This is a genomic window from Streptomyces sp. NBC_00829 (genome assembly GCF_045161795.1).
Taxonomy (GTDB): Bacteria; Actinomycetota; Actinomycetes; order Streptomycetales; family Streptomycetaceae; genus Streptomyces.
Map to the genome: position 1 here is coordinate 727,068 of NZ_CP108867.1, position 11,767 is coordinate 738,834.

The following is an 11,767-nucleotide window of genomic DNA, read 5'->3' on the forward strand; positions in this document are numbered from 1 at the left end:
GCGCGCGGAACCACTTTCGGCCCTCCGGCTCTCGACGGGCGGGATACCCACTGGTTATGGTGCGCCGACGACCGATCGGATGGGGAGGGTGACGTGGCTGGGACGGAGGATGCCGTCGACGACGACGCGCTGTATGTGCTGACCGCGGTGCTGCTCACGCCCGCGCAGTTCCCGAGCGTGCTCGGCGACGACTTCCCCGCCGCGTGCGCGGCACTGAACGTCGAACCGTATGCCGTCGGGTACGGACTGGTACTCGGCCAGGACTCCGACGGCGCCCGGTGGACGGTCGTGGTCGACGACGTGTCCCTCGTCGCCGTTGCCATCGCGTCCTGGGACTGTGGCATGGAGTACGACCTGTCCCCGCGCGAGCGTTCTGTGGTCTGCGCGCTTCCGGGCTGGCCGCTGGCCGTCGCTGTCGCGGCGCCCGGCGTACCCGCACCGCACGACCCGACACCCGAGGAGGGCGACCGGCCACCTCTCGCGCCGCCCGACCCCGAGGAGTGGGGACCGGCACAGCGCCGGCTGGGGGCGGACGAGGTCGCTCTCCAATGGACGCAGTGGCGCCGGCAACTCGGCGACAAGGGCATTTCACCGCGAGACACCTCGGACAAAGCAGGGCAGACGGCGGGAGTGGGGCACGAGGGTGTCCGGCGGGCACTCGAAGAGGCTCATGCCTATGTGGACTCGGCCCCGCCCGCGGGGCGCGTCCGCTCCAGCTTCGCACCCGGGGGCGCACGCACCCTCCGCGCCGACGGCCCCGGCTGGTCCATCGTCGCCAGGACCGACGACATCGCCTTCGTCCTGCTGGACGAGGAGCCGGGCGAGGTACTGCCGGTGGGGCGCGGACCCGAACTTCCCGGCCTGCTGGAAGGCCTCGACAAGATCGCCGTACGGCCGTCCTGAGCCGGAGGGACGTCTCTGCCGAGTCGGCGCGCCCCTGCCCCGGTCGGCGCACGTCCCGCCCGAGCGGAGGTGTGACCGTCCCTGAGGCACCGGATGTGGGGTCGGTCCGTCAGCTCGACGGCTATCGCATCCCCCGGCCTCACCACTCCGCCGGACCTGACTCTCCCGTGCCGGTGATCGTCTTCGAGACTACCCGGCACGGTCCGAGGGGCTCCGGGTCAGCGGCCGATCTCCTTCCGGGAGACGCGGCGCAGCCTGCGGCGCTGGCTGGGGTCGAGCGTCAGATACGCCGCCACCGGCACTCCGACGACCACCAGCAGCGCCAGCCAGAATCCGATCAGCGGCCACAGGAGCAGGCCGACGGCCACTCCCCCTATCACGATCTTCGTACGTGTCGACATCACGACGCCTCCATTCGCGGCCTGGGCCGCTCCTGCTGTGAGAACGTCCGCACACGTTCCACGGTTCCACTATGCGTCCGCGCGCAGCGGTTCGCCGACCTCGTGCATATGGCCCAGCGCCTGCCGGTACGACTCGATGAGTCCGGTCTCGGTGTAGGAGACGCCGAGCGAGCGGCAATGGGTGCGTACCAGCGGCTGTGCCAGTCGCAGATGGGGGCGCGGCATGCTCGGGAAGAGGTGGTGCTCGATCTGGTAGTTCAGCCCGCCCAGGAACCAGTCGGTGACCGGGCCGCCGCGGATGTTGCGAGAGGTCAGCACCTGCCGGCGCAGATGGCCCCAGCGCTCGCCGCTCTCCTCGTCGGGCATCTCCATTCCCTTGTGGTTGGGCGCGAAGGCCATGCCGAGGTGGAGGCCGAGGAGCAGCTGGTGGATGAGCGCGAAGAGGAGGGCCCGCCCGAGCGGCATGGTGGTGAGCAGCAGGGTGGCGTACGCGACGAGATGGGCGACGAGCAGCAGGCCCTCGACAGTTCGCTGCCGTCCGGACTGACGGTCGCCGGCGCCCGTGGAGAAGACGGCCCGGAATCCGTAGATCTTGAGGGCGATGCCTTCGAGGGTGGTGAGGGGGAAGAAGAGCCAGGCCTGGTGGCGGGTGAGCCAGCCCCGGATCCCGGCGCGGCCCACTGCCTGCCGCTGGGTGAAGACCAGGATGTCGGCGGCGACGTCCGGGTCCTTGTCGACATGGTTGGGATGGGCGTGGTGCCGGTTGTGCTTGTCGTTCCACCACTCCTGGCTCATACCCAGGAGCAGATTGGCATGGACAAGCTGGACGAGCCGGCTCTTGCGGCGGTCTCCGGTGATCTGTGTGTGCCCGGCGTCGTGGCCGAAGAAGGCGGTACGGGCGGACAGCACCGAGAGAAGCGGTGCGAGTACGAGGACCCACCAGGAGCCGCCGAGCATCGCCATACAGGTGATCACTGTCGCGAGTGCGAGCAGATTCATGGTGATACCTCGCGCGTACCAGCCGGTGCGGCGCTCCAGCAGCCCCTGTTCCCTGACGGTCCGCAGGAGGGGCGCGAAGTCGCTTCCGGCGCTCTGCCGCGCCCCGGCCGTCCGGGTGGGCGGCGCGGATGCGGGGGCCACGACGGTGGCGGTGGCCTGGGGCATGGCGGTCTCCGGTCTGTAGGCCGTGCGCTGCGGTGTGCAATGCGCTGACCTGAGAAAACGTAGGTTCGTGCGACCGTGGTGGACCATGGCGCCACCACCCGGACGTCCCTGGGGGCAGCCCGTGGCCCGGGGTGGTGCTGAGTACACCCCGCCCGCCCATGTGACTCGGATCACTGGGAGATCGCACCCGTCCTGCGCCTGCAGCGGAGTACCCTCGGCGACCCCGGCACACAGTAGTCAAATTTGAGGAATGCGCCATCGCTGTGCACAGGCCCCCCGTGTCAACGCTGTCACCGACCACCGTCCCTCTCGCCGAACTCACCCTCTGCTCCGTCGTCTTCGCACCCGGGGACCCGGCCCGAACCGGACGCGTCTGCTTCTGGCGTCCCGACGGCGGCCCCCTCCCTGACGTGCCGGGCTCCGTCGAGCAGTTGACCGTGGCAGGCGACGACGCCCGACCGCACTCCGTACGGGCACTGCTGCTGCCCGTACGGGACGCGCTGCCGCTCCTCACCAGGGCCCGGGCGGCGCAGGACGCGACGCCCGCCGCCGCCTTCTGGGGTGCCGCGGCGATCCTCGCCCTGCAACTCGCCGCGCGCGGACTGCTGTTGCCGGGACTGACCGCCACCGACCACGACGCGTGGCGGGTCGGCCCGCTGACGCCGCAGGACCTGGAGCGCGTGCGGACGCTCGCCGCGTCCATGCCACCCACCGCGCATGCCCTGCCCCTGGAGGTGAGCGCCCATCCGCTGCTGCTGCCCGAACCGGAGCGGCTGTTGCGGGCGTTCCTCGACGCCGTCGCGGACGGGCTGCCGCGCACCCCCGCCGCCCCGATCGCCACGGGCGGCCCCGCCTTCGCCGCACAGGCGCCACGGCGGCTGCCCGGCCACCGCGCGTGGGCGGCGGACGTGGCGGCGGGCCACGACACGGGCGTACGGCTCTCCCTGCGCGTCGAACTGCCCGGCCTGGAGCAGTCCGGGACCCGGGCGCCCGCGTTCCGTGCCGTCGTACAGATGCACAGCGTCAGCGATCCGGCCGTCGTCGCCGACGCCGGCGACGTCTGGGCGGGCGGCGCGGAGGAAGCCTTCGGGCCGCGCGCCCGCATGGACGCCCTGCTCGCCCTGCGCCGGGCCGCCCGCGTCTGGACACCGCTCACCCCGCTCCTCCAGGCCGCCGTGCCGGACGCGATCGAGCTCGCGGACGAGGAGATCACCGAACTGCTGGGCGAGGCGGCCAGGGCACTGGCGACGACCGGCGTGCGGGTGCACTGGCCGAAGGACCTGGCGCGCCGACTGACCGCACGCGCCGTCATCGGCCCGCCGGACGAAGCCGAGGGCCACGGCAAAGCAGCGTCGGGAGTGCCCTCGTTCCTTTCCGGGGACGCGCTGCTCGCCTTCAACTGGTGGTTCGCCCTGGGGGATCAGCAGCTCACGCGGGAGGAGCTCGACCGCCTCGCCGAAGCGAACCGGCCGGTCGTGCGACTGCGGGACCAGTGGGTGCTCATCGACCCGGACGAGGCGAGGCGCGCCCGCGAGCGGCAGGACCGCAAGCTCACCCCCGTCGACGCGCTGAGCGCCGTACTCACCGGCTCCGCAGAGGTCGACGGCCGCCGTGTCGAGGTACAGGCGTCGGGGTGGCTCGCGCGCCTGCGCGACCGGATCGCCGAACCGGAGGGCGAGGAGCCGGACGTCCCCCAGCCGGCCGCGCTCGCCGCGACGCTTCGTGACTACCAGCTGCGGGGCCTGGGCTGGCTGAACAGGATGACCTCGCTGGGCCTCGGCGCCTGCCTCGCCGACGACATGGGCCTCGGCAAGACCATCACCCTCATCGCGCTCCATCTGCACCGCCGGTCCGAGGAGTCGGCCGCGGGTCCCACGCTCGTCGTCTGTCCGGCGTCCCTGATGGGCAACTGGCAGCGCGAGATCGAGAGGTTCGCCCCCGGCACCGCCGTCCGCCGCTTCCACGGCGCCTCCCGCAGTCTCGACTCCCTCCAGAACGACGGTTTCGTGCTCACCACGTACGGCACGATGCGGCTGGACGCGGCACGGCTCGGCGAGGTGGCCTGGGGCATGGTCGTCGCCGACGAGGCGCAGCACGTCAAGAACCCGTACTCCACCACCGCCAGGCAGTTGCGCACCATCCCGGGGAAGGCGCGCGTGGCACTCAGTGGCACGCCGGTCGAGAACAATCTCTCCGAGCTGTGGGCGATCCTCGACTGGACGACCCCCGGGCTGCTCGGCCCGCTCGGCACCTTCCGCGCGCTCTACGCCCAGGCCGTGGAAGGCGGCAACGACCCTGGCGCGGCCCGAAGACTGGCCGCTCTGATCAGGCCCTTCCTGCTGCGCAGGCGCAAGTCGGACCCGGGCATCGCGCCCGAACTGCCGCCGAAGACCGAGACCGACCGTGCCGTGTCCCTGACCAAGGAGCAGACCGGCCTGTACGAGGCGGTGGTGCGCGAGACCCTCGCCGCGATCTCGGCGGCGGACGGAATGGAACGGCGCGGCCTGGTGGTGAAGCTGTTCACGGCTCTCAAGCAGATCTGCAACCACCCGGCGCAGTATCTGAAGGAGGAGCGCCCCCGCATCCCGGACCGTTCGGGAAAGCTGGAGCTGCTGGACGAACTGCTCGACACGATCCTGGCGCAGGACGCGAGCGTGCTCGTCTTCACCCAGTACGTACGGATGGCGCGGCTTCTCGAACAGCATCTGGCGGCCCGCGGCGTGCGCACCCAGCTCCTTCACGGCGGCACGCCGATCGCCGAGCGCGAGGCGATGGTGAACCGTTTCCAGGACGGCGAAGTCCCCGTCTTCCTGCTGTCGTTGAGGGCCGCCGGCACGGGACTCAATCTCACCCGGGCCGAGCATGTCGTGCACTACGACCGCTGGTGGAACCCGGCGGTCGAGGCCCAGGCCACCGACCGTGCGTACCGCATCGGCCAGCACCGTCCCGTCCAGGTCCACAGGCTCATCGCCGAGGGAACCATCGAGGACCGGATCGCGGAGCTGCTGGCACGCAAACGGGAGCTGGCGGACGCGGTGCTCGGCGGCTCGGGCGAGGCCGCACTGACGGAACTGACCGATGCCGAACTGGCGGATCTGGTGAATCTGCGAGGGGGCGGACGATGAGGGCCGTGGACGCGAACGAGCGGACGTTCGCCGCGCTGCCGCCCGCGCACGGCCGTGGCTCCGCGGAGACCTGGTGGGGCAGGGCCTGGCTGAAGGCACTCCAGGACACGGCCCTGGACGGCGAGCAGCTGAAGCTGGGCCGCAGGCACGACCGGGAGGGATCGGTCGGCGCGGTGTCGGTGCGCCCCGGCCGGATCACCGCCGTCGTCCGTGACCGCGACGGCACCGCCCAGCGCAGCGATGTGCTGCTCCAGGAGCTGACCCACGCGGAGTGGGACCGGTTCCTGGACATGGCGGTGGAGCGCGCCGGGCACATCGCGGCGTTGCTGGACCGTGAGATGCCCCCGCATCTGGTGGAGGACGCGGCGGACGCCGGGGTCGAACTCCTGCCGGGGATCGGCGATCTGGAGCCGGAGTGCGCCTGCGGCGCCTGGGACCACTGCCCGCACACGGCGGCCCTGTGCTACCAGCTGGCGCGGCTGCTCGACCAGGATCCCTTCGTGCTGCTTCTGGTGCGGGGGCGCGGGGAGCGTCGGCTCCTGGACGAACTGCAGACACGGAGTGCGGCGCGCGCGGCCGCGACGGCACCGGCACAGGCACAGGCACAGGCGACCGAGGGCGTGCGGGCCGACGAGGCGTTCGCGGCACAGGACATCCTTCCGACGCTGCCCGCTCCCCCGCCGGTGCCTCAGGAGCCCGGACGGCCGCACTCCCTGGACACCGAGACTCCTCCTGGGCCGGGCATCGACCCCGCGGCACTGGAGCTCCTGGCGGCGGACGCGGCCGTGCGAGCCCACCGGATGCTGGTCGAGGCCCTCGCGCCTGGGCATCAACAGCAGTCCTTGGAGCCGGAGTTGATGGTGGAGCAGGATGCGGTGCGGCTGGCGGCCGGGATGCCGGGGCCGGCGATCGTCTCCCGCCTCGCCACCGGCAGCGGCCGGCAGCGTGCCGAGCTGGACCTGGCCGTACGCGCCTGGAACCTCGGCGGCGCGATCGCCCTCTGCGTCCTCGAAGAGGAGTGGGCGCCTCAGGACGAGGCCCTCGCCCGGGCGGGCACAGCACTGGCCAACGCCTGGGAGGAGAGCGAACGGCCGCAGCTGCGCGCGGCCGGCGCCGGTCGCTGGACCGTGGTGGGCGCCGGGGCTCAGCTGCGGCTGGGGCGGGACGGACGCTGGTGGCCGTATCGCAAGGAGCGGGGTCGCTGGGCACCGGCCGGGCAGGCGGACCACGATCCGGCGGCCGCGCTGGCCGGAGCGCAAGGCGGGTGAGGCCGTCGGGGCGGAAGCCGCAGGGGCCGCGGCTCGCGTCTCCCGCGGCCACCGTGGACGCGGCACCGCAGCAAGAACTCGACCCGTGGCGCTCCGGCCGCACTGTGAGCGGACTCCTGTCCGGCTACGCGGCGCTCGCTGTCGCCGAGCCGTTCTCGGCTGCCGTGGGGCCCGAGGCCGACCCGGTCGTCGCCGTGCCACCGCCACCGCCACCGCCACCGCCACTGTGTACATCCGCGACACGGTCCTGATGCCCAAGTAACCCTCACGGCGCGGTGGGTTCGCAGGAGGATCGCTGTGCGGTCCCGGGCAACCCCCGGGACGGCACAGCAGAAGACGAGCGGCAATGGCGGCTCCAGGACAACCATCAGGTGTCCTGGAGCCGTTCCCCGTCTGCGGCAGGCGCCGGATCTACCCTGAGGCATGACCGAGCTCGAACCGTCGTGGTCCGACACCGCTCTGCCGGGGCTACAGGTCCGCCGCTTCGCCGAAAGGGTGGTGGGCATACGCCTTCTCGGGTGGGAAGCGCTGCTGCCGCTGTCGGTGGTAGAGGACGCGATCGACCAGGAACACCCGGCGCTTCGGCCGCCGTCCGGCGCGCTGCCGCAGGCCGGTGTCAGGTCGGGCGGCTGACCGAGCCGAGCGGGACGGTCGTGTGCGAGGCGGAGCCTCCTGCGGGCCCGACGGTGAATGTGACGGCCCGGCGCCGGCCACCGGCCCGTCGAGCAGGGACAGTTGCCCACCGGAGCCCCGGCTCAGATGTGCCGCGAAGCCCTGACGCTCCTCCTCGGGAAGCGCGTGCAGCGCGTGGGCCCCGGACACGGTGTGCAGGTCGGCGGTGATCATGACGCCGAGCCCGGGCAGGTGTGTTGACAGGGCGTCAAGCGGTGTTCATCCGGACGCCTCACGGTGTTCGGGCGGAGCGCTCACCCTGGCGGCTGTCACATGATCTGTTGCCCAGGAGGCCCCATGTCCGCGCAGGCGCAGAAGCAGCGCACCGTTCGACGCTCCATCGCCGCGGGAGTTCCGGTCGCTCTGCTCGCGGCCATCGCCGTGGCGGGGACGGCCACGGGCGTTCCGGCTCACGGCGTTGGGCAGGAGCCCGCTCCGCGGGTCGTGGGCACAGCCACCCTCGGCGACGTTCCGCTCGGGCCCTTCAGCAACGCACTGCTCCCCGGCTCGGTCGCCGACGACCTCGGGGTCGACCTCGGCGGGATCGGCAGCGACATCTACCCGGCCGGCCGCAGGGGCGAGTTCTGGACTGTCACCGATCGTGGCCCCAACGGCCAGATCAAGGTGGACGGCAAGAAGCGCCGCACCTTCCCCGTCCCCGGATTCGATCCGGCGATCGTGAAGGTGCGGGTGTCCGGCGACCGTGTGAGGGTCCTCGCCGCTCTCCCGCTCACCACGCGGTCGGGAAAGCCGGTCACCGGCCTGCCGAACCAGGCGTCGCGCGACGAGGCTCCGTACACCTATGACGCGAAGACCCCGCTCTCGTACGACCCGAACGGCATGGACACCGAAGGCATCGTGCGGGAGCCGGACGGCACTTTCTGGCTCGCCGACGAGTACGGCCCCTCCCTGGTGCACGTCTCCGCCCGCGGCCGGGTGCTGGAACGCCATGTGCCCAAGGGGCTGAAACTGACGGGCGCCGACTACCCGGTGGTGGAGTCCCTGCCGGGCATCCTGCTCCAGCGCAAGATCAACCGCGGCTTCGAGGGACTGACCCGGCTCCCGTGCGGTGACCTGATCCTCGCGGTGCAGAGCCCGTTGTCCCTCCCGGACGTGGATGCGGGCGAGGCCTCGCGCAACGCCCGTCTGCTGCGCTTCTCACCGAAGAAGCGCGCCGTGACGGCGGAGTACGCCTATCGCTTCGACGCCGTCGACGTGGTCGACCCGGGCGAGGACGACCCTTCCGAGCTCAAGATCTCCTCGGTCGTGGCGCTCGGGCGGGACAGTCTGCTGGTGCAGGAGCGCACCGACAGGACGTCCCGGGTACACCGGGTCAGGCTGCCGCGCGGCGCGGGCATCCTGGGCGGCCCGTGGGACGACCCGTCGACCTCGCCCTCGTACGAGCAGATCGAGGACCCGTCGGCGGCGGGCGTCCAAGTGCTCGGCAAGAGCCTGGTGGCCGATTTCGGCACGGTCGCGGGCGTGCCCGGAAAGGTCGAGGGAATCGCCGTGGTGGGCCGGGACACTCTCGCGCTGATCAACGACAACGACTTCGGGATGACGGACGGTCCGGGAGCGTTCGACGCGCAGGGCCGACTGGTGGACAGCGGGATCGAGACGACGATCACGTATGTGCGGCTGCCGCGGGCGCTGCGGGGCTGAACAGGGCATGTGTGAGGGGTGTCGGAGCTCGGGCCCTCGGCCCAAGGCCCCTTCCGGCGAGGGCCGTTGAAACGGGCACGCATGGTGCCCGGGTGAGCGGTGAGTGGTGGGCGGTGGGCGGACTGCGGCCCACGCCCGGTCGGGGGAGCTCGGACGCGCTGGCCGCGCGGAGTCCGCTCGCCCATCAGGCCCGACCGGGTCTTCGAAGGCGCCTTACCGCTCTCGCCATCAGGGACCGGCCCGGCGGCCGGGGCTCGCGGGGGTCACCCGGCCGGCCCGCGCCGGCCGGACAGGCGGGCTGCGCGCAGACCGGGGTCTCCACGGCGGGCGGGATGCGTGCCGCCGGGGGCACCCGGGCGGGCGAGGCCGCGCCGGCCGGTGTCCGCGACACCAGCCACACCGGCGTCGCCGAGATCCGCGAGGAATGACCTCCGGCGGGAGATCCTCGTGACAGCCTCCGCCGCCGCCCGCGGGAGGCCGCCGCCCCGGCCCTGACCCCACCAGGAGAGGCCCCATGGACCGTAGACGACTGCTCCGGGGTGCCGCCGCCGCGGCCACCGCCGGTGTCCTGCTGCCGGCCGCCCGCGCGCAGGCCGCCGCCCGCGCGGACACCGACTATCCGCCGGCCCTCTGGACGCCCGCGACGACCGTCAACTACACCGCTGCCAGCCGCCCCTCGGAGTATCCCGTCCAGTACGTCGTCATCCATGTCACACAGGAGACCTTCGACGACACGATCGGCATCTTCCAGAACCCGGAGAAGCAGGTGTCCGCGCACTATGTGGTGCGCTCGGCGGACGGGCATGTCGCACAGTGCGTGCGGGAGCGCAATGTCGCCTGGCACGCGGGCAATTGGGACTACAACACCCGCAGCGTCGGCATCGAGCACGAGGGCTGGATCGACCAGGCCGCCTACTTCACCAACGCGCTCTACGAGCGGTCGGCGGCGCTGACCGCCTCGGTCTGCGACCGCTACGGCATCCCCAAGGACCGTTCGCACATCATCGGCCACAGCGAGGTGCCCGGCGCCACCCACACCGATCCCGGACCGCTGTGGGACTGGTCGCGCTATATCCGCCTCGTCAATTTCGCCTGACGCGGCACGCTTGTCGGGCTCCAGCGCCTGGGCCACGATGGGCCCAGGAGGCCGAGTTGAGCGACGCATGGGTGGCCCTTGAGTCGGGCGCGGATCCGACGGAGCGCGTCGGCGCGCTGCGCAGGGCGTACGACGCGTATCTGACGGCGGGACTCGTCGAGCGCCCGGTGCGTCCGGTGGTGGCCGAATCCTGGCGTCGATCGGCACGCGCCCGGGTCAGTCCCGAGGGCACCGCCGGTGTGGAGCTGGATGCCGACACGCTGACCGCGTACCGCGAGAGCCATCCGCTGGCCCGGGTCATGCCCCTGGTCAGGGAGCTGATGGGCGCGTACGCCCAGGACGGGGAACATCTCGTCGCCGTCTGCGACGCGCACGGGCGGCTGCTCTGGGTCGAGGGGCCGTCCGCGACCCGCGGCAAGGCCGGCCGGATGAATTTCGTGCCCGGCGCGCGCTGGGCTGAGGCGGTCGCCGGGACGAACGCCCCGGGCACGGCGATCACCGAGGACCGTCCCGTGCAGGTCTTCGCGGCCGAGCACTTCCTGCGGCCCGTCCAGGCATGGACGTGCGCGGCTGCTCCGATCCATGATCCGGCCACCGGCCGGCTGCTCGGCGCTGTGGACATCACGGGCGGGGACCGGCTGGCGCATCCGCACAGTCTCGCGTTCGTGGGCGCGGTCGCGCGGGCCGCCGAATCACAGCTGGAGCTCCTCGCGCCGCCGCCCGCCGCCGGAAGTGTGCGGCTGTCGGCGCTGGGACGGGACGAAGCGCTGCTGGTGACGGGCGGGCGCAAGGTACGCCTGAGCCGCCGTCACAGCGAGATCCTGGTTGCGCTCGCCCACCGGCCTGAAGGCATCGGCGGCGACGAGCTGCTGATGGAGCTGTACGAGGACGAGTCGGTCACCCCGGTCACGCTGCGGGCGGAGCTGTCCCGGCTGCGCGGCCTGCTGGGCCCCGGGCTGCTGCTCTCGCGTCCCTACCGCCTCGGCATCCGTGCGGACGCGGACTTCGACACGGTGGCCCGGCGGCTGGCCTCGGGGGCGGTGACCGGCGCGCTCAGCGCCTACGCGGGTCCTCTGCTGCCCTCCTCGCAGGCGCCCCTGGTGGCGCGGCTGCGCCGCCGCCTGGAGGACCAGCTGCGGGCGGCGCTCGTCGCACGCGGTGATCCGGGGCTGCTCGCCGACTGGGCCTACAGCCCGTGGGGCGAGGACGATCTGATGGTGTGGCGGGCTCTCGCGGCCGTGCTCCCCGTGCAGCAGCGTCCCTCGGCGCTTGCCCGGGTGAAGGAGCTGAACGACTGGCAGCGGGCCTGAGCGCGGCTGTCCCTTCAGGCCCCGACGGCCGACGGTCGCGGACGGCTGAGGCGCTCCGCCCGCACCGCCCGCTGTCCGGTTCCGGCTTCTCGGCGCCTGTCGCCGCGAACCCGGCCGTCGGCCGCCGCACACCCGGCCGTCGGCCGCCCGCACCCTCCGCCCGGAT

10 protein-coding genes are annotated in these 11,767 nt (G+C 72.5%); 8 read left to right on the top strand and 2 right to left on the bottom strand.

What is annotated here, in order from left to right; translation table 11 throughout:
- Positions 1-93: 93 nt before the first annotated feature.
- Positions 94-903: a hypothetical protein gene (locus OG293_RS02980; RefSeq protein ID WP_405997176.1), complete on the top strand. Its 810-nt coding sequence runs from the start codon at positions 94-96 to the stop codon at positions 901-903.
- A 218-nt stretch (positions 904-1,121) separates the two neighbouring features.
- Here OG293_RS02980 and OG293_RS02985 read toward each other — a convergent pair whose 3' ends face one another.
- Together OG293_RS02985 and OG293_RS02990 are read right to left on the bottom strand one after the other, a co-directional pair.
- Positions 1,122-1,304: a hypothetical protein gene (locus OG293_RS02985; RefSeq protein ID WP_405997177.1), complete on the bottom strand. Its 183-nt coding sequence runs from the start codon at positions 1,302-1,304 to the stop codon at positions 1,122-1,124.
- Positions 1,305-1,373: 69 nt separating this feature from the next.
- Entirely contained in the window at positions 1,374-2,468 is a 1,095-nt protein-coding gene (locus tag OG293_RS02990; RefSeq protein WP_405997178.1) for a fatty acid desaturase family protein, read from the bottom strand.
- A 263-nt stretch (positions 2,469-2,731) separates the two neighbouring features.
- Between OG293_RS02990 and OG293_RS02995 the strand changes: the two genes are divergently transcribed.
- The 7 genes from OG293_RS02995 (at position 2,732) to OG293_RS03025 (ending at position 11,601) form a co-directional block, all read left to right on the top strand.
- The gene (locus tag OG293_RS02995; RefSeq protein WP_405997179.1) at positions 2,732-5,593 is read left to right on the top strand and encodes a DEAD/DEAH box helicase; all 2,862 of its coding nucleotides are present in this window, start codon (positions 2,732-2,734) and stop codon (positions 5,591-5,593) included.
- Positions 5,590-6,861, top strand: coding sequence for an SWF or SNF family helicase (locus OG293_RS03000; protein WP_405997180.1), 1,272 nt, complete (start codon positions 5,590-5,592; stop codon positions 6,859-6,861). Before OG293_RS02995 ends, OG293_RS03000 begins: the two co-directional genes overlap by 4 nt.
- Before the next feature lie 423 nt (positions 6,862-7,284).
- Entirely contained in the window at positions 7,285-7,494 is a 210-nt protein-coding gene (locus OG293_RS03005; RefSeq protein WP_405997181.1) for a hypothetical protein, read from the top strand.
- A 336-nt stretch (positions 7,495-7,830) separates the two neighbouring features.
- Entirely contained in the window at positions 7,831-9,195 is a 1,365-nt protein-coding gene (locus OG293_RS03010; RefSeq protein WP_405997182.1) for an esterase-like activity of phytase family protein, read from the top strand.
- A 92-nt stretch (positions 9,196-9,287) separates the two neighbouring features.
- Positions 9,288-9,623 (top strand): hypothetical protein, encoded by a 336-nt coding sequence (locus tag OG293_RS03015; RefSeq protein ID WP_405997183.1) that lies wholly within the window; start codon positions 9,288-9,290, stop codon positions 9,621-9,623.
- A gap of 86 nt (positions 9,624-9,709) precedes the next feature.
- Positions 9,710-10,291 (top strand): N-acetylmuramoyl-L-alanine amidase, encoded by a 582-nt coding sequence (locus tag OG293_RS03020; RefSeq protein ID WP_405997184.1) that lies wholly within the window; start codon positions 9,710-9,712, stop codon positions 10,289-10,291.
- 56 nt (positions 10,292-10,347) lie between these two features.
- Entirely contained in the window at positions 10,348-11,601 is a 1,254-nt protein-coding gene (locus OG293_RS03025; RefSeq protein ID WP_405997185.1) for a GAF domain-containing protein, read from the top strand.
- Positions 11,602-11,767: the final 166 nt, after the last annotated feature.

What these genes read in the sequence shown, in the direction of transcription:
- OG293_RS02985 (WP_405997177.1), bottom strand. Translation starts at nt 1,304, where the DNA reads ATGTCGACACGTACGAAGATCGTGATAGGGGGAGTGGCCGTCGGCCTG.
- OG293_RS02990 (WP_405997178.1), bottom strand. Translation starts at nt 2,468, where the DNA reads ATGCCCCAGGCCACCGCCACCGTCGTGGCCCCCGCATCCGCGCCGCCC.
- OG293_RS03000 (WP_405997180.1), top strand. Translation starts at nt 5,590, where the DNA reads ATGAGGGCCGTGGACGCGAACGAGCGGACGTTCGCCGCGCTGCCGCCC.
- OG293_RS03005 (WP_405997181.1), top strand. Translation starts at nt 7,285, where the DNA reads ATGACCGAGCTCGAACCGTCGTGGTCCGACACCGCTCTGCCGGGGCTA.
- OG293_RS03010 (WP_405997182.1), top strand. Translation starts at nt 7,831, where the DNA reads ATGTCCGCGCAGGCGCAGAAGCAGCGCACCGTTCGACGCTCCATCGCC.
- OG293_RS03020 (WP_405997184.1), top strand. Translation starts at nt 9,710, where the DNA reads ATGGACCGTAGACGACTGCTCCGGGGTGCCGCCGCCGCGGCCACCGCC.